Annotated in this window: 26 protein-coding genes; 17 read left to right on the top strand and 9 right to left on the bottom strand. The window is 62.3% G+C overall.

Features of this window, described 5'->3' with window-relative positions; all coding sequences use genetic code 11:
* Positions 1–3 precede the first annotated feature (3 nt).
* Together VOI22_RS17220 and VOI22_RS17215 are read left to right on the top strand one after the other, a co-directional pair.
* Entirely contained in the window at positions 4–921 is a 918-nt protein-coding gene (locus tag VOI22_RS17220; RefSeq protein WP_323797688.1) for a DMT family transporter, read from the top strand.
* Positions 918–2,531 (top strand): glycosyltransferase family 4 protein, encoded by a 1,614-nt coding sequence (locus tag VOI22_RS17215; protein ID WP_323797687.1) that lies wholly within the window; start codon positions 918–920, stop codon positions 2,529–2,531. The genes VOI22_RS17220 and VOI22_RS17215 overlap by 4 nt, the downstream gene beginning before the upstream one ends.
* Here the strand turns inward: VOI22_RS17215 and VOI22_RS17210 are convergent.
* The 3 genes from VOI22_RS17210 to gloB are packed head-to-tail and all read right to left on the bottom strand — an operon-like array spanning position 2,528 to position 4,416.
* Positions 2,528–2,971 carry a cupin domain-containing protein gene (locus VOI22_RS17210; protein ID WP_323797686.1) on the bottom strand — a complete coding sequence of 148 codons (444 nt, stop codon included), beginning with the start codon at positions 2,969–2,971 and terminating at the stop codon, positions 2,528–2,530. The two genes, VOI22_RS17215 and VOI22_RS17210, sit on opposite strands and share 4 nt — an antisense overlap.
* Before the next feature lie 6 nt (positions 2,972–2,977).
* Positions 2,978–3,589, bottom strand: a complete 612-nt coding sequence (locus tag VOI22_RS17205) for a glutathione S-transferase (RefSeq protein WP_323797685.1) — start codon at positions 3,587–3,589, stop codon at positions 2,978–2,980.
* 56 nt (positions 3,590–3,645) lie between these two features.
* Entirely contained in the window at positions 3,646–4,416 is a 771-nt protein-coding gene (gloB, locus tag VOI22_RS17200) for a hydroxyacylglutathione hydrolase (RefSeq protein WP_323797684.1), read from the bottom strand.
* 126 nt (positions 4,417–4,542) lie between these two features.
* On the opposite strand from gloB, the gene VOI22_RS17195 reads away from it, so the two are divergent.
* The 5 genes from VOI22_RS17195 to VOI22_RS17175 all read left to right on the top strand — a co-directional run bounded on the left by VOI22_RS17195 (position 4,543) and on the right by VOI22_RS17175 (position 8,769).
* Complete coding sequence (locus tag VOI22_RS17195) at positions 4,543–5,325, top strand: class I SAM-dependent methyltransferase (protein ID WP_323797683.1); 783 nt, start codon at positions 4,543–4,545, stop codon at positions 5,323–5,325.
* A complete protein-coding gene (locus tag VOI22_RS17190; RefSeq protein ID WP_323797682.1) occupies positions 5,322–5,606 on the top strand; it encodes a putative quinol monooxygenase in 285 nt (94 codons plus the stop codon). Before VOI22_RS17195 ends, VOI22_RS17190 begins: the two co-directional genes overlap by 4 nt.
* 213 nt (positions 5,607–5,819) lie before the next feature.
* Positions 5,820–6,611 carry a chorismate mutase gene (locus VOI22_RS17185; RefSeq protein ID WP_323797681.1) on the top strand — a complete coding sequence of 264 codons (792 nt, stop codon included), beginning with the start codon at positions 5,820–5,822 and terminating at the stop codon, positions 6,609–6,611.
* A 62-nt stretch (positions 6,612–6,673) separates the two neighbouring features.
* Positions 6,674–7,798 (top strand): histidinol-phosphate transaminase, encoded by a 1,125-nt coding sequence (locus tag VOI22_RS17180; protein WP_323797680.1) that lies wholly within the window; start codon positions 6,674–6,676, stop codon positions 7,796–7,798.
* 2 nt (positions 7,799–7,800) lie between these two features.
* Positions 7,801–8,769 carry a prephenate/arogenate dehydrogenase family protein gene (locus VOI22_RS17175; RefSeq protein ID WP_416366264.1) on the top strand — a complete coding sequence of 323 codons (969 nt, stop codon included), beginning with the start codon at positions 7,801–7,803 and terminating at the stop codon, positions 8,767–8,769.
* On the opposite strand, the gene VOI22_RS17170 is transcribed toward VOI22_RS17175, so the two are convergent.
* A complete protein-coding gene (locus VOI22_RS17170) occupies positions 8,746–9,831 on the bottom strand; it encodes a DUF2125 domain-containing protein (protein ID WP_323797678.1) in 1,086 nt (361 codons plus the stop codon). The genes VOI22_RS17175 and VOI22_RS17170 overlap by 24 nt on opposite strands.
* Positions 9,832–9,866: 35 nt before the next feature.
* On the opposite strand from VOI22_RS17170, the gene VOI22_RS17165 reads away from it, so the two are divergent.
* Positions 9,867–10,493, top strand: a complete 627-nt coding sequence (locus tag VOI22_RS17165; RefSeq protein ID WP_323797677.1) for a gamma-glutamylcyclotransferase — start codon at positions 9,867–9,869, stop codon at positions 10,491–10,493.
* Between the two features lie 20 nt (positions 10,494–10,513).
* Here the strand turns inward: VOI22_RS17165 and VOI22_RS17160 are convergent, their stop codons facing one another.
* The 3 genes from VOI22_RS17160 to VOI22_RS17150 form a co-directional block, all read right to left on the bottom strand.
* Positions 10,514–11,362, bottom strand: coding sequence for an NUDIX hydrolase (locus VOI22_RS17160; protein ID WP_323797676.1), 849 nt, complete (start codon positions 11,360–11,362; stop codon positions 10,514–10,516).
* 28 nt (positions 11,363–11,390) lie between these two features.
* Entirely contained in the window at positions 11,391–11,708 is a 318-nt protein-coding gene (locus tag VOI22_RS17155) for a hypothetical protein (RefSeq protein ID WP_323797675.1), read from the bottom strand.
* A 176-nt stretch (positions 11,709–11,884) separates the two neighbouring features.
* Positions 11,885–12,595 (bottom strand): J domain-containing protein, encoded by a 711-nt coding sequence (locus VOI22_RS17150; RefSeq protein ID WP_323797674.1) that lies wholly within the window; start codon positions 12,593–12,595, stop codon positions 11,885–11,887.
* A 286-nt stretch (positions 12,596–12,881) separates the two neighbouring features.
* On the opposite strand from VOI22_RS17150, the gene VOI22_RS17145 reads away from it, so the two are divergent.
* The 6 genes from VOI22_RS17145 to VOI22_RS17120 all read left to right on the top strand — a co-directional run bounded on the left by VOI22_RS17145 (position 12,882) and on the right by VOI22_RS17120 (position 16,841).
* The gene (locus VOI22_RS17145; protein ID WP_323797673.1) at positions 12,882–13,076 is read left to right on the top strand and encodes a twin transmembrane helix small protein; all 195 of its coding nucleotides are present in this window, start codon (positions 12,882–12,884) and stop codon (positions 13,074–13,076) included.
* 39 nt (positions 13,077–13,115) lie between these two features.
* Positions 13,116–13,685 carry a cob(I)yrinic acid a,c-diamide adenosyltransferase gene (locus VOI22_RS17140; protein WP_323797672.1) on the top strand — a complete coding sequence of 190 codons (570 nt, stop codon included), beginning with the start codon at positions 13,116–13,118 and terminating at the stop codon, positions 13,683–13,685.
* A 125-nt stretch (positions 13,686–13,810) separates the two neighbouring features.
* Positions 13,811–14,560, top strand: a complete 750-nt coding sequence (locus VOI22_RS17135) for an electron transfer flavoprotein subunit beta/FixA family protein (RefSeq protein ID WP_323797671.1) — start codon at positions 13,811–13,813, stop codon at positions 14,558–14,560.
* Entirely contained in the window at positions 14,560–15,495 is a 936-nt protein-coding gene (locus VOI22_RS17130; protein ID WP_323797670.1) for an FAD-binding protein, read from the top strand. The genes VOI22_RS17135 and VOI22_RS17130 overlap by 1 nt, the downstream gene beginning before the upstream one ends.
* A gap of 108 nt (positions 15,496–15,603) precedes the next feature.
* A complete protein-coding gene (locus VOI22_RS17125; protein ID WP_323797669.1) occupies positions 15,604–16,479 on the top strand; it encodes a 3-hydroxybutyryl-CoA dehydrogenase in 876 nt (291 codons plus the stop codon).
* 134 nt (positions 16,480–16,613) lie between these two features.
* Positions 16,614–16,841, top strand: a complete 228-nt coding sequence (locus VOI22_RS17120; protein ID WP_193172153.1) for a hypothetical protein — start codon at positions 16,614–16,616, stop codon at positions 16,839–16,841.
* A gap of 88 nt (positions 16,842–16,929) precedes the next feature.
* Here the strand turns inward: VOI22_RS17120 and VOI22_RS17115 are convergent, their stop codons facing one another.
* A complete protein-coding gene (locus tag VOI22_RS17115) occupies positions 16,930–17,964 on the bottom strand; it encodes a TAXI family TRAP transporter solute-binding subunit (RefSeq protein ID WP_323797668.1) in 1,035 nt (344 codons plus the stop codon).
* Positions 17,965–18,016: 52 nt separating this feature from the next.
* A complete protein-coding gene (locus tag VOI22_RS17110) occupies positions 18,017–18,595 on the bottom strand; it encodes a TlpA disulfide reductase family protein (protein ID WP_323797667.1) in 579 nt (192 codons plus the stop codon).
* A 15-nt stretch (positions 18,596–18,610) separates the two neighbouring features.
* On the opposite strand from VOI22_RS17110, the gene argH reads away from it, so the two are divergent.
* From argH to lysA, 3 genes are read left to right on the top strand one after another with little or no spacing between them, the layout of a single operon-like run.
* Positions 18,611–20,026, top strand: a complete 1,416-nt coding sequence (gene argH / locus VOI22_RS17105) for an argininosuccinate lyase (protein WP_323797666.1) — start codon at positions 18,611–18,613, stop codon at positions 20,024–20,026.
* Between the two features lie 23 nt (positions 20,027–20,049).
* Positions 20,050–20,196 (top strand): hypothetical protein, encoded by a 147-nt coding sequence (locus VOI22_RS17100; RefSeq protein ID WP_169721200.1) that lies wholly within the window; start codon positions 20,050–20,052, stop codon positions 20,194–20,196.
* Between the two features lie 42 nt (positions 20,197–20,238).
* Positions 20,239–21,486 (top strand): diaminopimelate decarboxylase, encoded by a 1,248-nt coding sequence (gene lysA / locus VOI22_RS17095; protein ID WP_323797665.1) that lies wholly within the window; start codon positions 20,239–20,241, stop codon positions 21,484–21,486.
* The last annotated feature ends 51 nt before the right edge of the window (positions 21,487–21,537 follow it).

The following is a 21,537-nucleotide window of genomic DNA, read 5'->3' as shown; positions in this document are numbered from 1 at the left end:
GATATGGACCAGCGTGCAGTTCGCCTGAAGGCGACCGCTATCGGCTTTACAGCCGTGCTCATGTGGGCGGCGCTGGCGCTGTTCACCGCGCTCACCGGCAAGGTGCCGCCGTTCCAGCTTCTCGCCATGTGTTTCGGGATCGCCACCCTGATCGCCTGTATCTTCTGGCTGATCCGGGGGCAAAACCCGCTCACCTATATGCGGCAGAAACCGATGGTCTGGCTGCTCGGGGTTGGCGGCCTGTTCGGCTATCATTTCTTCTATTTCGTCGCGATCGACAACGCGCCGACCGTCGAGGCCAGCCTGATCGCCTATCTCTGGCCGCTGCTGATCGTTATTTTCTCGGCCCTGCTGCCGGGAGAGCGGCTGCGCTGGTTTCATGTCGCGGGTGCGTTGCTCGGGCTGGGCGGTGCGGCCCTGCTGGTGACGCGCGGTCAGAGCCTGGAACTCGATCCGCGTTACAGCTTCGGCTATGGCGCGGCATGCGTCTGCGCCGTTACCTGGTCCGGATACTCGGTGCTGTCGCGCCGTTTCGGTTCCGTTCCGACCGAGGCTGTCGGCGGCTTTTGCGCCGTAGCGGCCCTGCTCGGTATGATCTGTCATCTGGCATTCGAAGAGACGGTCTGGCCGGACGGCATGCTGGAATGGGGCGCGGTCGCCCTGCTCGGGCTCGGGCCGGTGGGCGGCGCTTTCTTCACCTGGGATTACGGTGTGAAGCGCGGCGATATCCAGGCGCTCGGCGCGTCGTCCTATGCGGCGCCGCTGTTGTCGACAATCCTGCTTATCGCGGTCGGACTGGCTCCCTTTACTGGAGTGGTCGCGCTGGCCTGTCTGCTGATCGTCGGCGGTGCCGTGCTCGCCTCGAAGGACATGATCTTCCGGCGGAAGACGCCGCAGTCGAACACGAAGGAAGAAGAATGATCGGACGTACCGCTCTTCACTTTGTCACGGAGGCGGGTGATCCATCCCGGCTTGTCGGACGCCAGGTTGCCAATGCCGGTTTTATCTCTGCCTATCTCGACCACGGCAAAGAAGGCGCGGTCCCGATACATGCGATGCCGGCCGATTTCGAACGCTTCAAGGCGGATTTTCCGACGGACCGTGCCCTGATCCATGTCCCGGCTCACCAGCCGAGGAAACTGGCAGATCAAGGTGGGCTTTTCATGCCGGGACCGGCGCTGGCGAAGCGTGCCTGGCATCGCCGCCTGATCGGGCGTGGGCGTTATTCGCTCAGCGGTGTAACACACGCGATGGCCTCGGCACGGGCGCAGGACGCGGTGCGTGAAATGCTGGTAGCGCCGATGGCGTCCTGGGATGCGCTGATCTGTGCGTCGGAGCCGATCCGGGGGCTGGTCCGTTCGCTGGCTGACGGCTATGCGGACGCGCTTGGGGATATTGTCGGGCGAAAGCCGACTTTCCTGCCGCAATTGCCGGTGATCCCGCTCGGGGTCGATGTTGGCAGCTTCTCCGCCATCGATCCAGCAGCAGGCAAAGCCTTTCGCATGGTGCAGGGGATCGCCGAGGACAGTTTTGTCGTGCTGTTCCTCGGTCGGCTCAGCTATCACACGAAAGCGCATCCGACACCCTTCTATCGGGCGCTGGAAATGCTGGCGGCGAGGATCGGCCGACCGGTCACGCTGATCGAGGCGGGTTGGTACTACAATCCGGAAACCGAAGCGGCCTTCGATGCGGCGGCGAAAAGCTTCGCGCCGAATGTGCAGGTGATAAAGGCGGATGCCCGCGACCCGGCAGTGAAAGCCGCCGTGCTGGCCGCGTCTGACGTGTTTGTTTCGCTCGTGGATAATGTGCAGGAGAGTTTTGGGCTGACCCCGGTCGAAGCGATGGCGGCGGGCCTGCCGACGGTGGTCAGCGACTGGGACGGCTATCGCGATACGGTGGTGCATGGCGAGACCGGCTTCCTGATCCCGACCCTGATGCCGCCGTCCGGTGCGGGCTACGAATATGCTTGGCGTCTGGCAGCCGAGCAGGACGATTACGACGTTCATGTCGGTGTCGTGGCCCAGCATGTGGCGGTGGATATTCCAAAGACGGTCGAGGCTCTTGCCGCTCTTGCGATCGACCCGGAGGTGGCGGGGCGCATGGGGGAGGCGGCCCGGAGCCGTGCTCTTCAGACCTATGACTGGCCGGTGATCGTGCGCGCCTATGAGGCGCTCTGGCAGGAGCTGGAAGAGCGCCGGGCTTTCCATTTTGAAGAAGAGCCGAAGCCCAGTCCGCAGATTACGGATCCGTTCCGCACATTCGCGGGCTTCGCCAGTGAGGCCATTGGCCGGGCTTTCAAGGTTCAGCCTGTCAGCGATGCCGAAGCCTTGCTCGATCAATTGGCGCAAAGCCCGATCAGCGCCATGGACCGGCGCTCGCTCGAAGACGGCAGGGCGCTGGTTGCCGCCATGCGTCAGCAGGGCGTCATGGAAATGCAGGAAGATCTGCCCGAGGCCGCCGTTTCCGAAGCGGCACGTACCTTCCGGGCACTGGCCTGGCTGTTGAAGATGGGCGTGGTCGAGCGGGTTTAGCTGCGGCGCGGCGTTGGCCGCCAGTCGGGCGGGGCCATTTCGAAGCCGGAAAAATCGAAGGCTGGCGCCACGGTGCAGCCGACCAGCGTCCATTCCCCGAGACTTTCCGCCGCTTGCCACCAGCCTTCCGGCACAACGACCTGCGGTTTCTGACCGGCCAGAACGTCGGGGCCGAGATGATGCGCTTCCGCGTCATGCCCGTCCGGCGAGAGGGTCAGCGCAAGTGGTGCGCCCGCGTAATGGTGCCAGATCTCGGTGGCGTCCGTGACCCGGTGCCAGGCGGAGACCTCCCCCGCCGGCAGCAGATAATAGATCTGGGTCACCGTGCCCCGGCTGCCGTCGCCCGGCGCATCGCGCCAGGTTTCGGCGTAATAGCCGCCCTCGGGATGCGGCTGCATCCCGAGCTTCGCGACGATGGCTTTCCAGTCGGATGTGCTCATGTCTGATCAGGATGGCGGCTGGGTTTCCTGCATCGACTTGCGCTCGGAGAACTTGGCGTACCAGGCGGCCAGAGCCGGGTAGCTTTCGCGCCAGCCGATATCCGGATAGCGGAAATCGAGATAGCCGCAGGAACAGGCGGCGCCCACGATGCCCGCATCGATCCTGTCGCCAAAAGATCCGGCCGCGTCGTTTAGCGCCTTAAGGGCGCCATGGACCTTCTTCACCTGACCGTCGCTCCAGGCGTCCCACTGCTTGTCGGCCGGGCGCATGCCGCGCTCGTAGCGGTTGTTCACGGCGGCATCCATCAGGCCGTCCGCCAGGGCTTCCATGCACAGCACGTCCCAGCGTGCCTCGCCTTCGGCGGGATAGAAGGATTGCGAGGAGACGAGAGAATCGAGATAGGCGGTGATGACACGGGAATCGAACAGGCCCTTGCCGTTATCCATCACCAGGGTCGGGATCTTGGTGACTGGGTTGCTGGCGGCGAGTTCCGCGTTCTGGTCAACCACTGTGGTGGAGATCTTGACCAGCTCAACCTTGTCCTCAAGCCCGAGTTCCTTGATGAAGACGACGACCTTCCGGACGAAGGGGGATGCCGGTGCATAAAACAGTTTCATTGATGTTCGCTCCCTTGGATGCCCGGCTCGGTGAGCCGGTTGCCCTGAATATGGGCTTAAAAAGTGTCCTTGCGATGCCGCACTTCTGTGAAGACCGCGACCGGATCCGCACCCGCCATGCCGATGGCGGCGGCTAGCGCCGGATCGTCCGCGCGCAGGAACGGGTTCGTCTCCAGCTCGTCGCCAAGTGTGGACGGCACGGTGGGTTTGCCGTCTGCCCGTAGCCGGTCGATCTCCGCGGCCTGGGCTTTCAGCTTGGCATTGCCGCCGTCTATCGAGACCGCGAAGCGGGCGTTCGACTGGGTATATTCATGGCCGCAATAGATCCGGGTCGAGGCCGGCAGGGCGCGCAGTTTTTTCAGCGAGTCCCACATCTGCTCCATCGTCCCTTCGAAGACCCGGCCGCAGCCGAGCACGAAGAGCGTGTCGCCGGACAGCAGGATATCCGAATCCGGAAAGAAGAAGGCGATATGGCCCAGCGTGTGGCCTGGCGTCTCGAAGATTTCCGCCTTGTGCCCGGCAAACTCGAAACTGTCGCCCTCGGCCAGGGTGACGTCCATACCAGAGATTCGTGCGGTCTCCGATTTCGGCCCGACCAGGGTGCAACCGTATTTGGCCCGCACGGCCTCGTTGCCCTCGATATGGTCGCCATGATGGTGGGTGTTGATGATGTGACTTGGCTTCCAGCCGCGTGCCTCAAGCGCCGCGATCACCGGGGCCGCTTCGCCGGGATCGACCACGGCGGTCGCGCCACTGTCCGCGTCATGCAGCAGATAGACGTAATTGTCGGATCTGGCGGGGACCAGCACCACTTCGAGACGGGCCATTGCTTCGCTCCTTGGAATCGGTGAGGGCATCTTGGAAACGCAGGCGGGACCGTAGCATCAACCTTTTGACGCGGCCAAGCGGACGACTATGATCCCTCCGCGACATGTGAACTGCCGGTATGGAACATGTTCAACGATGCAGTCGATCTCTGGGATTTTTATGGCACGCGCGTCGGGCAAGTCGCCCGGCGGATGATCCGTCGCCGTGTCCGCGAGCTATGGCCGAGTACCAAGGGCGAAACCGTGCTCGGACTCGGCTACGCGACGCCGTTCCTGCGTCCGTTCCGGGACGAGGCGGAGCGGGTGATCGCGATCATGCCCTCCCAGCAGGGCGTGCTGCACTGGCCGCGTGAGGGCAAGGGGCTGGTCTGCCTTTCCGACGAGGCCGAACTGCCACTGCAGGACGTTTCCGTCGACCGGGTGCTGCTGGTCCATGCGCTGGAATGCACCGAGCAACTCCGCCCCATGCTGCAGGAGATCTGGCGGGTGCTGGCCGGGAACGGCAGGCTGCTGGTTGTGGTGCCGAACCGGCGCGGCATCTGGGCTCGGCTCGACCGCACCCCTTTCGGGCACGGCCATCCCTATTCCCCCTCGCAGCTCTCCCGGCTGCTGAAAGACAATATGTTCGCGCCCTCGCTGACCGCGCATGCGCTCTACATGCCGCCCTCGAATTCGCCACTGCTGCTGCGTTCCGCCTCCGCCGTGGAAAAATTGGGTGAGCGCTGGTTCAACCGGTTCTCCGGCGTGGTACTGATCGAGGCAACGAAACAGATCTATGCCCGGCCGAAAGGGCGGGCGGTGAAAATCCGACAATTGCTGCCAATGCCCAGGCGCCGGGCGACAGCCCTGAACACAGCCGGCGGTCATGGCCGCATGGCTGAAAATCTACAGAGGAGGAAACAGAAATGATTGTGATCGCCGTGAAACTGGTTGTTGCCGAGAGTGACGCCGCAGTTTTTGAAGCGCGTCTGAAGCAGCACGCCGCCAACAGCCTGACCCAGGAAGGCTGCAAGGGCTTTCTGGTCGCCCGCGACCAGGAAAACCCGGGGGCTTTCCAGCTCTGGGAAACCTACACCGATATGGCGGCGTTCGAGGAACACAAGGCGGCCGATTTCATGGCCGATTTCCGGGAATTCTCCACGCCGCTGGTCAAGGATCGGGTGCTGGCGATCTGCGACCAGATCGCCTGACGGCGAATTATTTTCCCGACACCCGGGACAGCTGATCAGGCAACCAACCAGCCAAAGCTGTCCCGATTTCCGCCAACCGGTTCTCTGCCCGCTTGAATTCGGCGCCTGCCACGTTTATTGCTAGCCGCCGCGCCGGGAATGGGGTTTTCCGGCAATCTTTTTATTTTCGGGTCCGCGAGGACCCGTTCGGGGTTCGATTGGAAGGCTAGTCCGGTGAGCACGCTTGATGATCTGAGGCGGGAGATCGACGGGATCGACGTGGCTTTGCACGATCTGTTGATGCGTCGCGTCGAGATCGGCAAGCAGGTCGCCGATGCCAAGGGCGGCGACCGCGGCCCCTATTTCCGTCCGGGCCGCGAGGCGCAGATCATCCGCCGTCTCGTTGGGCGTAACGAATCTTACTTGAACATCCCGACGCTGATCCGGTTCTGGCGCGAAATCCTGAGCGCCAACCTGAACATGCAGACCCATGTCCATGCCGCGGTCTACCTGCCGGAAGGCGCCGAGAAGGTCTATGACCTGGCGCGCGACCATTGCGGTATCTCGGCGACGATCGAGCGTATGGATAGTGCCGAGGCTGTGCTGGCCGCGGTTGCCGACGGCTCGGCGACGCTCGGTGTGCTGCCCGGCTTCCCGATGACGTCCGCACGATGGTGGCCGCAGCTGGTTTCCGACAGAACCGGTCTGGCGACGCCGCGCATCATTGCGCGGCTTCCTTTTTGCGAGACCGGCGCCGCTGTTGGGGTCAACGGCTTCGCGGGCGATGCCTTCATCGTCGCGGGACAGGAGCCGGAATCTTCGGGCGAGGACAAGACGCTGTTCGCGGTGCGCGACGGTGTCGAGCTTGCGGGAGCGGTGATTGATGAAGGCGACGGCTATCGGCTGATCGAACAGGACGGGTTCCTGGAGATCCCGGAAGGGCTGGAGCGACATCTGGGCGGCCGCGAAGGCGAGGTGCCCTATTACCGCATCGGCGCTTACGCGGTCCCGGTTCACGCCGGCTGATTTTTCGGCCCGCCGCCGGACCCAGATCCGATCTTCCGTCCGCTTTTTGAACTGATAAAATCATGTCTTCCAGCAATAAGACGCCGTCTATCAAACCGAAATCCTCCATCGCGACCATGGTCAGCTACACGCCGAACCACGGTGGTGCGAGCAAGCCGGGACGGGTCATCCGTCTCTCCGCCAACGAAGGTGCCCTCGGCATGAGCCCGAAAGCGCTGGCGGCGATGCACAGCGCCGACCCGGACTTGCACCGCTACCCTGCCGTTGCCGCCAGCCGGCTGGCCGAGGCGGTGGCAAAGCGTAACGGTATCGATCCGGCGGGCATTGTCTTCGGCTGCGGCTCCGACGAGCTGATCCAGACGCTCTGCCTCGCTTATCTCGAGCCGGGCGACGAGGCGATCCACACCCAATACGGCTTTCTGGTCTACCCGATGGCGACCCGGATTGCGGGTGGTGTGCCGGTGATGGCGCCGGACGACGAATATACCGTCAGCGTCGATGCGATCCTTGCCGCCGTCAGCGACCGTACCCGCATGGTTTTCCTCGCCAACCCGAACAATCCGACGGGCACCTATATCCCGCAGGACGAGGTGAAGCGCCTGCGGGCCGGGTTGCGGGACGATATCCTGCTGGTTATGGACGCCGCCTATTGCGAGTACGTAACGAAGAACGATTTCGACAGCGGCATTGAGCTGGTCGAGGCGCACGACAACGTCGTGATGCTGCGGACCTTCTCCAAACTGTACGGTATGGCAGGCCTCCGGCTCGGCTGGGCCTACGCGCCGAAGGACATCGCCGCGACGCTGGAAAGCATCAAGCAGCCGTTCGGCGTGAACTCGCTGGCCATCGCGGCCGGGATTGCCGCAGTTGAGGATCTGGCCTTCCAGGAAGCGGTGGTTGAGAGCAACAACCGCTGGCTGCCCTGGAGCGTGGAGAAGTTCACCGAGCTCGGTCTTGAGGCGCTGCCGACCGTGACCAATTTCCTGTTGCTGCGTTTCCCGGAAGAAGAGGGGCGCAATGCCGCAGCGGCCCGCGCTTTTCTCGCGGACCGGAACATTCTGGTGCGGGAGATGGCCGGATACGGCGTGCCCGACACCGTGCGGCTGTCCATCGGCACCGGCGAGGAAATGCGCGACGTGGTCGATGCGCTGGCGGACTTTCTCGGCAAGGAAAGGCCGGCATCATGAGCATGACAGATCTTCCCCAGGACGAGCCTGTCTTTAAACGGCTGGCGCTGATAGGCGTCGGCAATATCGGCTCTTCCATCGCCCGTGCCGTGCGTCAGGCTGGCAACGGTGCTGCCCATCTTGCGGCCTTCGACCGTGATCCGGCGGTCCGGGCGCGGCTGCTGGAGCTTGGCATCGTCGACAGTGTGCATGAAACCGCCGCAGAGGCCGTGACCGGCGCCGACGGTGTCGTCCTGTGCGCGCCGGTTGGCGCTTATGCCGCGATCATGTCCGAGATCGCGCCTCATCTGGAGCAAGGCGCGGTCCTGACCGATATCGGCTCGGTGAAACTGGCTGTGGTGCGTGACGTGGCGCCGCTGGTTCCCGAAGGTGTTCACTTCGTTCCCGGTCACCCGGTCGCAGGAACGGAGAAGTCCGGCCCCGATGCCGGTTTTGCCGAGCTGTTCCGGGGCCGTTTCTGGCTGTTGACGCCGGAAGAAGGTGTCGACCCCACGGCAACAGCGAAGGTCGAGGCTCTGTGGTCCCGGGTCGGCGCCATCGTCGAGGTGATGGATGCGGCCTACCACGACAAGGTGCTGGCGCTGACCTCTCACCTGCCTCACCTGATCGCCTACACCATCGTCGGCACGGCCTTCGATGTGGAGGAGCAGGAGCGGCAGGATGTGATCCGGTTCTCCGCCGGTGGCTTCCGGGACTTCACCCGGATTGCCGGCTCGGACCCGACCATGTGGCGCGACATCTTTCTGAACAACAAGGAAGCGGTGTTGGAGATGCTGCAGCGTTTCACCGAGGATCTGACCGCACTGCAGCGGCAGATCCGGTGGGGCGAGGGCGACAAGCTCTATGAGTTTTTCGAGCGCACACGGGAAGTCCGGCGGAGTGTTGTCGAGGCGCATCAGGAAGGCTCCAACCCCTGGGGGCCGGACGCCAATAAAGAGGATGCGGACTCAGAAGGCGGGAAACCGGAATAAGGTGAAGGGACCGGCGCTGACGCGTCCGTTCTGTGCCGCAACCGGAACGCTGACAACCCGGCGTCCGTCCGGATCGCTGTTGCGGCTGAAGGCACCGAGCACGAGCCGGGCGACTTCCGCGGCGTCCCGTTTCAGGTGTCCGGCGCTGATCAGGTCTTCGAGGGCCTCGTCGAATCCCTTGATCTCAAGAGTACCCGCACCTTCCGGTCGGAGCAGCTGATCCAGCGCCAGCGTTGCGTTCAGTCTCAGCGCCACCGGGTCGAGCGACAGCATGAAGCGGTCGATATCGACCGTCCCGCCTGCATCCCGCCAGAGCGCAAGATCCGCCGCATCTGTGCCGGAAAGGACGCCACGCAGAGTGGCCTCAAGAGAGAGCCTTGCATGGTCTGCCGCCGTGCCGAGCTGCTTCAGGGCCGGCGTTTCCAGACGGGCGGTGGTGAGGCTGATGACGGCCGCCGCATCCGTGTGGCTGACAACGTTGTCTGCCTGATCCAGGGTCGCCGTTGTCGCACCGAGCCGGGCGGCTTCGCGCGGGCCTGCGGGATCGCCATCGCGCTCTGAGACCAGCCTGCCACTGGCGGCACTCAGCCGGGCATGCTCCAGCACACCCGAACTGTAGAACTTGGCATTGATTGTGGTGTCTGGCGCCGAGGTCAGGGTCACCGTCGTGCCCTGCGCGGGAGCTTTCTGTATCGCGGTCACGCCTTTCTCCGCCGTCAGCGTCAGATCGAGCGGCGCCCATGGCTTGGCGGACAGCCGCAGCCGGTCGGTCGCCACTGTTTCGATCACGGCTTCCCGGTTCCGCCGGTACAGGACGTCCGGCGCAAGGATGCTCATTTCGAAGGGAAAGCCCTCGAAGCGCAATGTGCCGAAAGTGACCTCGTTCCCCTTGGCGCGCTCTGCCGTGGCCCAGTCCTCGATCCGGCCTTCCAGCCAGAAAGCTGCGGCGAACCAGTTGCCGACATAGGTCAACACCGCGAGCGCCAGCACGAAGGAAAGAACGGTACCGATGCGCCGCGGGCTCTTGTGCCGTGCCGGTGGTGTGGTTATCTGGTTCGTCATCTGATGCAATTTACTTCCCGAGTGTCCCGAAAGATATGACCACCGAGAGCGACGATCTATGGGTTTTCGGCTACGGCTCGCTGATGTGGCGGCCGGGCTTCGACTATGTGGAGCGGCTACCGGTCCGCCTCAATGGATATCATCGCGATTTCTGTGTCTGGTCGCATCGCTATCGCGGCACGCCGGAGCGGCCGGGCCTCGTGCTTGGCCTTGACCGGGGCGGGTCCTGCCGCGGCATTGCCTACCGGATCGCGCCGGAAAACCGGGATGCGGTGCTGGCCTATCTGCACGAACGGGAAATGATCACCGGTATTTACGATCCCCGCCATCTGCCGGTCATCGAAGGTGTGTCCGGGCGTCGCGTCGTGGCCCAGTCTTATGTCGTGGACCGCGCCCATGCGCAATATGCAGTGGACCTGACGGTGGAACAACGGGCGGCCCTCGTCATCCAGGGTGTCGGGACCGCGGGGCCATGCCGGGACTATCTGGTCAACACGGTGGCCCATCTGGTCGATCTCGGCATGCCGGACCGGAGGCTCGGCACTCTGTTGAAGACGGTCGATGCAATGCTGGCGGGTGATCTGGCAATGCCGCCCGCGCCGGAAGGGCCGCCCGCCCACCCGGCGAACCATCCGGGCGTCCGGCCGGAAACGGCAATCTGAGCAGAAGAGCCGCTGGCTGATCAGAAGAGCGGCTGACGCAAACCCGATGCGATCTCGAAATAATCCGGGTGGTCCGGCGCGATGAATCCATGCCGGACCAGGAAGTCGATGATCGCGAGGTTGCAGTTGTATTTGAAGGCATCCGGGTCGTTCTCGACGATCTCCATGACCTGACCGATCGGCAGCAGCTCGAAGCTTTCGACCTCGCCGTCTATCGGCTGTGGGATGAAGGACGGATCGAGTTCCAGATCGTAGGTATAGAACATGTGCCGCCGCAGGCCGGCCGGAATGGCCATCTGATAGCTGATGGTCCCGGTCGGCCGCGCCGTCGCGGCGATTTCCGGCGGGATGCCGGCTTCCTCGTGACATTCCTTCAGCAGATTGTCGAAGGGGGAGATGCCGATCGGGTGGCCGCCTGCGACCATGTTGTCCAGCTTGCCGGGATAGGTCGCCTTGTTACGGGCGCGCCGGGCGACCCACATGAAGGTCCCGTCCACGCGCCGGACAATGCCGTTCAGGTGAAAGCCCCTGTTCAGGATGCCGAATTCGGTGGCGGCGCCCCGATCAAGCGCTGCCAGGGGCGCGCTGTCCGGATGGGCGAGCAGCGGGTAAAGCTCGCCCCGGGGCTTTGCCGCGAGACCGGCCGTACGCAAACCGTCTGTCGCTTTCGCCAGGGTTTCGCTCAGCCCCTCGAAGGAGGCCGGCGGCAGCGCAAGCGTGCCCCCCTGATCCGCGAAGCCGAACCCGGTCAGCTGCTCGGCCACCGGATGACGAACCTGCCCGATCATCGCTCCGGAAATCGACCAGGGACGATAATCGGCCGGATTGTAGGCGTTGCAGACCTTCAGATAGTGCAGATATCCGCTCACCGGCAGACCTTTCCGCCGGCGGGGTGGATCAGGAGTAACGCTTTTCCGATACCAGAACCGACGTGACGTACACCATGCCGCGCAGGATGGCCGCCGTATGGTCGCGCTGGGAACGGGTCAGGCCCTGGACCTGAAGGTCGATGGCCAGCTCGTCCCGGCGCCGGCCGCCGAGATCGCTGTGCCAGCGAGCAGGAATCAGGCCGCGCTTGGCAAACAGCTCGAGGACGCGCGGCATCACTGAAGGATCCGCGACGGCCTGAACCGAAAAGCAGGCTGTCACGTCGGTTTCGACGCGGGTTTCGGAAGAATTGGGGAGAAAAGACTGAGACGCAACAACGTCTTGCATGACAAAACCACTCCGGCTTTGGGGGTCGAATAAGGGAAAATAGCAACGTGCCCGGCCCTATCAGAGGACCGGGGTGCTAATTCGCCCGATAATTCGACCGGCCAGATGCCGGAATGCATAATTCATCATGAAACCGAACCTATTGTGCCCCAGGAGAACCGTCAAGAGCCCCGGCCTCAAGCGCGTGTCAGTTTCTCCAGGGCTTCATTGAGCTGGCTCATCCGCTGATGGTCGCCGAAGGGCGAATCCGGATGGAATACCAGTGCCAGTCGGCGATACCGGCCGCGAATGGCTTTCTGGTCTGGCACGGCGGTCGGGGCAAAGCCCATGACGTGCAGTGCCTCGCTCCGGCTCGTGATCCCCTCATGCAACGGCTCGAAGGCGAGATCGCCGATAATACGCTGTAATTGTTCGATATCTTCCTGAAGGCGTACGCGAACGGCCTGGTCATCGCTGCGTTTTTTGCGGTCGTCGGCTGACTCGACGCTGAGGGTCTTCTCGCCTTCGGCCATTTTCAAGGCAAGAGACAGGGCACGGCGCAGGCGGGCAATGTCGTAGCCGATCGGCAGGCGAAGCTGCAAACGCGGTTTCCGGCGCAGAGTGCGGCCTTTCGACGGTCCGGACTGGAGTTTAACCACTTCCCGGTCGTCGGGTGCGGGCTCTCCCGGGTCGTCTGTCGCCATCACGGTTTCGTTTGGCACCAGCAGGAATACACCGCGCGCCAGATCGGCAACGCTGGCGCCCTGTGAATCTGCAAATGCTGTTACACGGTCGCGAAAACTGCTCGAACAGGGGACGATATAGGATTGACTCTTCTTGTAATTAATTGAAATTGCATCGTTTTTGTAGTGTGCGGTTGCATAATTCAGGGCTGAATCGTCAGGCATCTGGAGTCGGGTATCCTACTACAAATTGGGGTTCACGGGCTTCGAATAGCAAATCTTGGGGCCACTCAGGAAGTATATTTCGGAAAAAGAGGGTGAATCAACTCATAACGGAGTTACGAAATGTTAAATCTGTTTCGATCTCGGTCCGATTGTTTAACAACAGGTAAATTTTGGGTCGGAATTAAACGGCATTTGCATCAAATCGTTTCGCGTCTGTGCTGTGGCGGATTGCCGCCGTGAACCTTCGGCACTGGTCAATGCCAGCGCTGCGTTCTATATGGGGCGCATGAATGTTTTTGTAATCATCCTGATGGCCTGCTCGCTGCTGCTCGTGCTCGGCACGCTCTTCGGCGGCCTCGTGTCCATGGCCCGTGGCGGTGTGGACGCGCCTCGTCGCTCGAACAAGCTGATGCGATATCGTGTGTTATTTCAATTCGTTGCGGTTGTTATCTTCATGATCGCTCTGGCTCTGAGCCGCTGACGCGACAGCTCTGCACAAAATAGTTTCGGGGGCGTTCAGATGGTTCGGCTGACCAAAATATATACTCGCGGCGGGGATGCCGGTGAGACGTCCCTGGGGGACGGAACCCGGGTCAAGAAGCATGCGCTCCGGCCTGAGGCCTACGGTACGGTCGACGAGACGAACAGTATTATCGGCCTCGCCCGGCTGCATACGGAGGGGCATCCGGAGGTCGATGCCATGTTGGCCCGGATTCAGAACGATCTCTTCGATCTCGGTGCCGATCTGGCAACACCGGAGCAGGAAAACCCGAAATGGACGCCGCTTCGCATCGATGTTGCACAGGTCGAGCGCCTCGAGCGCGAGATCGACGCGATGAATGAGAAGCTGAAGCCGCTGGATTCTTTTATTTTACCGGGCGGCAAGCCTGCCGCGGCCTATCTGCACCTGGCGCGCACGGTGGCGCGACGGGCGGAGCGATCCATGACCGCATTGGCCGAAGAAGAGGCTGTCAGTGCGGATGCTATCAAGTTTATCAATCGTCTATCGGACCATTTGTTCGTGCTTGCTCGGCATATCAATGATGACGGAGCAGGCGATGTGCTATGGGTTCCGGGTAAAAATCGCTGAAAAGCCGCCATGTTGCCGGATGTCGGATAAAGGGCATAAGGCGGCGGCGTCAGCTTGACAGGCGAAAAACGCTTCGCCTATGACCGAGTGCCGCTATTGAAACTGAAATCTATACCGGGGTCGCCATGAAGGTTCTCGTACCCGTCAAACGGGTCATCGACTACAACGTCAAGGTTCGTGTCAAAGCGGACCAGACCGGGGTCGAGCTCGCCAACGTCAAGATGTCCATGAATCCGTTCGACGAGATTTCCGTCGAAGAGGCGATCCGCCTCAAGGAAGCTGGCACTGCGACCGAGGTTATCGCCGTATCGCTGGGCGCCCAGCAGTGCCAGGAAACCATCCGCACCGCGCTCGCCATGGGCGCGGACCGGGGTATCCATGTGCTGCATGACGGCGATCTGGAACCGCTGGCCGTCGCCAAGATGCTGAAGGCTGTGGTCGACAAGGAACAGCCGGAACTCGTCATCCTGGGCAAGCAGGCCATCGATGACGACGCCAACCAGACCGGCCAGATGCTGGCCGCGCTGCTCGGTTGGGGCCAGGCGACCTTCGCCTCGAAGATCGAAATGGGCGATGGCGAAGCCAAGGTTACCCGTGAGATCGACGGCGGTCTCGAGACCATCTCGCTCAAGCTGCCGGCCATCGTGACGACGGATCTGCGCTTGAACGAGCCGCGTTACGCTTCGCTGCCGAACATCATGAAGGCGAAGAAGAAGCCGATCGACCAGATGTCACCGGCCGATCTCGGTGTCGATCCGGCGCCGCGCCTCGAAACCCTCAAGGTGGAGGAGCCGGCCAAGCGCGAAGCAGGCGTCAAGGTCGCCGACGTCGCCGAGCTGGTTTCGAAACTGCGTACTGAAGCAAAGGTGATCTGATGAGCGTTCTCGTCGTTGCCGAACACGATAATTCGGATATCGCTCCCGCCACCCTGAACACCGTGACCGCCGCTGCCGAAATCGGTGGCGACATCACCGTGCTCGTGGCCGGAAGCGGTTCAGCCGCTGCCGCAGATGCCGCTGCCAAGATCGCCGGTGTCTCCAAGGTTCTGCATGCAGACTCAACGGAATATGCCAACGGTCTGGCGGAAAACGTTGCGCCGCTGGTGGTGGCTCTCGCCACCGGTTACAGCCACGTCCTGGCCCCGGCCACCAGCTTCGGCAAGAACGTGCTGCCGCGCGCTGCGGCCCTGCTCGACGTGCAGCAGATCTCCGAGATCTCCGGCGTTGTCGATGCGGACACCTTCGTGCGTCCGATCTATGCCGGTAACGCGATGGCCACGGTGAAGTCCTCCGACGCGGTGAAAGTCATCACCGTGCGGACCACGGCGTTCGATGCCGCTGCCTCCGAAGGCGGCTCGGCCGCAGTCGAAGCGGCCGATGCGAAGGGCGATTCCGGTCTGACCAGTTATGTCGGCGCCGAGCTCAGCAGCTCGGAGCGTCCAGAGCTGACCTCCGCCAAGATCGTCATCTCCGGCGGTCGCGGCATGCAGAACGGCGAGAACTTCGCCATGCTGGAAGAGGTTGCGGACAAGCTGGGTGCCGCCGTAGGTGCTTCGCGCGCCGCCGTCGATGCGGGCTTCGTGCCGAACGATTACCAGGTCGGCCAGACCGGTAAGGTCGTGGCGCCGGATCTCTATATCGCCGTCGGCATTTCCGGCGCGATCCAGCATCTTGCCGGTATGAAAGACAGCAAGGTCATCGTCGCTATCAACAAGGACGAGGAAGCGCCGATCTTCCAGGTCGCCGATTACGGCCTCGTCGCTGACCTGTTCGAGGCCGTTCCGGCTCTCAGCAAGGAACTGGACGGCTAACGCCTGATAGCCACTAAAACTTGACAGCCAACCGGTGACGGGCGTCCCATGCTGCCCGTCACTGGACGGCCCTGCAGGGGCCGCCCGGAAAGACCGGGGAGAAGGAATATGGACCTGCGCACGATCGGTGTGATCGGAGCTGGACAGATGGGCGGCGGTATCGCCCATGTCTGTGCGCTTTCGGGCTTCGAAGTCCGTTTGCTTGATCTTGAAGAATCCCAGCTTGTCGAAGCCATGGAAAAGATCGAGCGGGACATGCACCGCCAGGCGGCGCGCGGCAAGGTCGGGGATACCGACGTGGGCGCGGCCCTTGCCAGGATTTCCACAAGTACGGATTACGCGATTTTCAGTGATTGCGATCTCGTCGTCGAAGCGGCGACCGAGGATGAGTCGATCAAGCGCGAGATCCTGAAGACGCTGGTGCCGCATCTCTCGGCCGATGCGATTATCGCCACCAACACGTCCTCGATCTCGATTACCCGGCTTGCCGCCGTCACGGACCGGCCGGGCCGGTTCATCGGCATGCATTTCATGAATCCGGTGCCGGTGATGCAGCTTGTCGAGCTGATCCGCGGCATCGCCACAGAGCAGGACACGTTCGAGGCCGTTCAGGCATTGGCCCTGGCGCTCGGCAAGACAGTGTCGGTCGCGGAAGACTTCCCGGCCTTCATCGTGAACCGCATTCTGATGCCGATGATCAACGAAGCGATCTACACGCTCTACGAAGGCGTGGGCTCGGTTCATTCCATCGACACGGCGCTCAAGCTCGGTGCCAATCATCCGATGGGCCCGTTGCAGCTCGCCGATTTCATCGGTCTCGATACCTGCCTTGCCGTCATGCATGTGCTCTATGACGGGCTGGCGGACAGCAAGTATCGGCCGTGCCCGCTGCTGGTGAAATATGTCGAAGCAGGGTGGCTCGGTCGCAAGACAGGCCGCGGTTTCTATGATTATTCCGGCGATGAGCCGGTGCCGACTCGCTGAGCCGCGCGGCTCAGCCCGGCACATATTGCCGGATAGGCAGAAATTTCCTTGTAATTCGATAAAATTTTATCTATAACTCCCGGACCTACCAAAACGGTGGGGAATAAATATCCTTTAGAAGGAAGGATTGGACTATGACCGTATCGGTTGCCGAAAAGGCATTGCGGCTTCTCCAGATATCTGTGGCAGATGTTACCGGACGCGAAAGTCATGTCGCGGACGCGCTTAGTGCTGCCCTCAATTCGGGAAGAGCGATCGACCTTATCTTTGCGCAACAGCGCTTTGACAGTCTCGACCCCTATACTCGCAAACGCATAAAAGGGCGCGCAATCAACGAAGCCCACACGTTCTCGGTGCACTGACAGAGCAGGCTAGACGCGCTGTTTTCGGGGACTGGCAACCGGTGTGACGTGACTCTGTCATGTCACCGGTTTCTCCGTGCCGCTCCTGCTACTGCAAGACACCGAGATCGCGATAACAGCGCTCTGCCCCGCTGTGCAGCGGGATGGCGATACCTGCGAGTGCAGACTCGAGTTTGACGTTGCGGCCTTGGGGATGGCCCTCGTCCAGAATTTTCCGTGTGTTCGTATTCCAGAGCGCGCGGCAGATATCGTACACCAGCTGCTCGGGCAGTTTCTCCGAGACGATCCACTGACTGCCGACGGAGAGTGTTTCCACTTCCCCGACGCCCTCATAGGTGCCTGCCGGAATGGTGTAGCGGGTCAGGAACCGGTGTGCATCAAGCAGTTTGCCGACCGGCGGACCGTTCAGGGTCAGGAGATCGACACCGTGGTCTTCCGCGGTGGTGGCAACCAGCCGGCTTGGTATGCCGGATATCTGGAACAAGGCGTCCAATTCGTCCCGGGCAAGCATGTCCACCGCCGGCCCGGGCTTCAGGTAGGACGCGATCATCTGGCTCTCGTCGATGCCGTATGCCGTGAAAATATTCCGCGCCATGACGAGAAGTCCCGACCCGGGCTCGTCGATTGAAACCCTTTTGCCGACCAGATCCTTTACGCCGGTGATTTTCGCCGCCTTGCGCGCGAGCACATGCAGAACCTCGGGATAGAGGTGCGCCAGCCCGCGCAACTGGGTCATCGGTTGCTGCCCGGCGAACGGTCCGGTACCGGAATAAGCCGCATAGACGATATCGGCCTGGGCGAAAGCGGAGTTAATGCGCCCACTCTCCACTGCATTCACATTATCGACCGAGCCGCTGGAACTCTGGGCGGCGGCCACGAGGTCCTTTACGCCGCACGCCTCGTCTTCCTTGCAGGCCGGTGAGCCTGGCGGCCGGGAGATGGCATTCGCGATTGCGGTGCCGAGCGGATAATAGGTTCCGTCCACACCGCCGGTGGCGATCTGGAAGAAAATCATCTGATTCTGGGCGGAGGCGTGCCGGCTGCCGATGACCCCGCTTCCCGCGAGTACCGCAGCCTGAATCATGACAATCAGGATGAAGTACGGGCGGGGGATCTGCGTCATCGTCGTCCGGTCTCGGTCAGGCGGTGAGTAATGGAACTATCTATACCCACTATCAGTTTGACACATAATAGTTAATCAGATCTTTCGCAGCCGCGGAATCCCATTCCGCATCCCCAACCAAACGACCCCTGATCGCGCCGTCGGGTCCAATCAGGAAGGTTGTTGGCAGTCCGGGTGCCTTGAAGGCCCGCAACAGCGCGGTTTTCGTGTCGGCAGCGGATGCGAGGCTTTTGATCCCGAGTTTTTCTAGGAAAGGCTCGAAGACGCGCGGGCCGCCACGATCGATCGAAACCAGCAGGACTTCGAACCTGTCGCTCCCGAGTTCAGCCCCGAGTTCGGCGTTCAATCGATCAAGGGACGGCAGCTCCTTCACGCAGGGCGCGCACCAGGTGGCCCAGAAATTCAGCAAAACGGTCTTCCCGCGATACGAGTCCAGCTTGATGGGTTCGCCCGTGGCGCTTATGAAGGGGGTGTCCGGCGCGGTCCGGTCCTCGGCGCTGGGCACGAACTTGACCATATCGCCCACCAGCGGGGGCTCGGCTTCGGCGGAACCGGCAATCGCGGCCAGGAATGCTGCGACGAGTCCGGCGAATACCGTCTTCTTGACCGCTACTGATGAAATCCAAGACACCGGGGCATCTCCCTAATGAACAAACGGCACAACGACCCCAAGAACGAAGGCGCCAGCACGATCTGGGGCGGACGCTTCGCATCCGGACCTGCGGCGATCATGGAAGAGATCAACGCGTCGATCGGCTTCGACAAGCGCTTCTCGGCCCAGGACATCCAGGGCTCTATCGCCCATGCGGAAATGCTCGTGGCCCAAGGGGTGCTCACCGCAGAAGATGGTAAGGCAATCCGTCTGGGTCTAGAGCAAATCGACGCGGAGATCCGCGACGGCAGCTTTAAATTCTCGCGCGCGCTGGAAGATATCCACATGAATGTGGAGAACCGGCTGGCTGAACTGATCGGCGACGCGGCGGGCAGGCTGCATACGGCACGCTCCCGAAACGATCAGGTGGCGACTGATTTCAAGCTCTGGGTTCGTGGCGCGCTCGACTCCGTCGATGAGAGCCTGACGGCGCTGATCGAGGCGCTGGTCGACCAGGCCGAGCGCAATGCCGATGTGGTGATGCCGGGCTTCACGCATCTGCAGACGGCGCAGCCGGTCACCTTCGGGCACCATTTGCTGGCCTATGTCGAGATGTTCGGCCGCGACCTCGGTCGCTTCAGGGATTGCCGGGAGCGGATGAACGAATGCCCGCTCGGTGCCGCGGCACTGGCTGGAACGTCCTTCCCGATCGACCGGCACAAGACGGCGGAAGCGCTCGGCTTCGCGCGTCCGTCGGCGAACTCGCTCGATGCGGTTTCCGACCGGGATTTCGCGCTTGAGTTCCTGTCCGCCATGTCGATCTGCGCCACCCACTTCTCGCGCCTGGCGGAAGAGATCGTGATCTGGACCAGCGCGCAGTTCAATTACATCACGCTGTCCGACGCCTTCACCACCGGCAGCTCGATCATGCCGCAGAAGCGCAATCCGGATGCGGCCGAGCTGGTAAGGGCAAAGTCCGGCCGGATCATCGGAGATCTGAATGCGCTGCTGATCGTCATGAAGGGCCTGCCACTCGCTTATGGCAAGGACATGCAGGAAGACAAGGAGCCGGTGTTCGACGCCGTCGATTCTCTCGGTCTATGCATTGCTGCGACCGCGGGCATGATCCGCGACATGAAGGCCAATCCTGAGCCGATGCGGGCCTCCCTGAAGGCTGGCTTCCCGACCGCGACCGATCTGGCCGACTGGCTGGTCCGGGCGGCGGGAATGCCGTTCCGCCGGGCTCACCATGTCACTGGCACCATTGTGAAGCTGGCCGAGGACAAGGGCTGCGGTATAGAAGAGCTCAGCCTGGCGGAGATGCAGGCGGTCGAGCCGGGGATCACCAACGGTGTGTTCGACGTGCTGACGGTCGATGCCTCGGTGTCGAGCCGGACCAGCTACGGCGGAACCGCTCCGGACAATGTGCGTGAACAGGTCGCCCGTGCCCGCGACCGGTTCCTCGGCTGACGCGCGAACAGGGGAGAGGTGCGATGTTGAAACGGATGACCCGGCTTGGACTGCTTGCAGTCCTGTTCGCCGGTCTGGCCCTCAGCCAGGCCGCGTGCGGCAAGAAGGGCTCTCTCAAACCGCCCTCCGGACAATCCTCCGATTTCCCGCGCACCTATCCGACGCAATAACGCGTTAGCCAGAAGACGTTACCCGACCGAAAGTTTGATGAAATGAGTGAGCAAGTCTCCTATGTGGACGGCGCCCTGACTGTTGAGCAGGTTCCGTTCGCGCGTATCGCCGACGAAGTGGGCAGCCCCGTCTACGTTTATTCCAAGGCCGGAATGATCGGACGGTATCGCGCGCTGGAGAAGGCGCTCGCCGGTCTTCCGGTCTCGATCTACTATGCTCTGAAAGCCAATTCGAACCTGGCCGTGATCCGCCTGTTCGGGGAATTGGGCGCGGGCATGGATGTGGTGTCCGGCGGCGAGATGCAGCGCAGCCTGCGGGCCGGTGTCACGGCGGACAAGATCGTTTTCGCCGGCGTCGGCAAGACGGCGGACGAGATGGCGGCGGCGCTGGATGCCGGCATTCATCAGTTCAACGTGGAATCCGAGCCGGAACTGCGGCTGCTCAATCAGGTCGCGGCCTCCAAGGGCGTGATTGCGCCGGCGGCGATCCGGGTCAATCCGGATGTCGACGCCAAGACCCACGCGAAGATCACGACCGGCCGTAAGGAAAACAAGTTCGGTATCGATATCGAACGGGCGCCAGACATGTTTGCGCTCGCGGCCGCGCTGGAGAATATCAGCCTCAACAGCATGTCGGTCCATATCGGCTCCCAGCTGATGGACGTCACGCCTTACCGGGCGGCCTATGACCGGCTGCGGGGCATGACGCTCAATCTTCGCCAGCAGGGCTACAAGGTCGATCACCTCGATCTCGGCGGCGGTATCGGCATTTCCTATGACGGCACCACGCCGCCGGATCTCGCGGAATATGCGGAAATCGTAAAGGACACGGTCGGCGATCTCGATTGCCGGCTCTCGGTCGAGCCGGGCCGTTATCTGGTCGGTAACGAGGGCTATTTCATGACCCGGGTGATGTTCGTGAAGCAGGGCGGTGCCCGGCGCTTCGTCATCGTCGACGGCGCCATGAACGATCTCATCCGCCCGACCCTTTATGAGGCACATCACGACATTGTCACCGTCTCCGAAACGGTCGCCGGTGAGGAGGACAGTCTGGCCGATATCGTCGGTCCGATCTGCGAAAGTGGGGATTATCTGGCCCGGGGCCGTCGTCTCGGCAAGATCAGCGACGGGGACCTTATCGTGTTGAAATCGGCGGGTGCCTACGGTGCCGTCATGAGCTCGAACTACAACTCGCGGCCGCTCGTGCCGGAAGTTCTGGTCGATGGCGATAGCTACAAAGTTGTCCGCCGGCGTCAGACGCTCGATGAAATGCTGGCTCTTGAAGAGTAGTCCGGCCGGGCTAGCTGACCTGTCGCAGGCTTGACCGGGGCGTTCGTCTCC

The sequence above is a fragment of the Nisaea sp. genome (assembly GCF_034670185.1).
In the GTDB taxonomy this organism is placed as follows: domain Bacteria; phylum Pseudomonadota; class Alphaproteobacteria; order Thalassobaculales; family Thalassobaculaceae; genus Nisaea.
The sequence above is the reverse complement of the archived record's forward strand: the minus strand, read 5'-3'. Positions and strand labels throughout refer to the sequence as shown.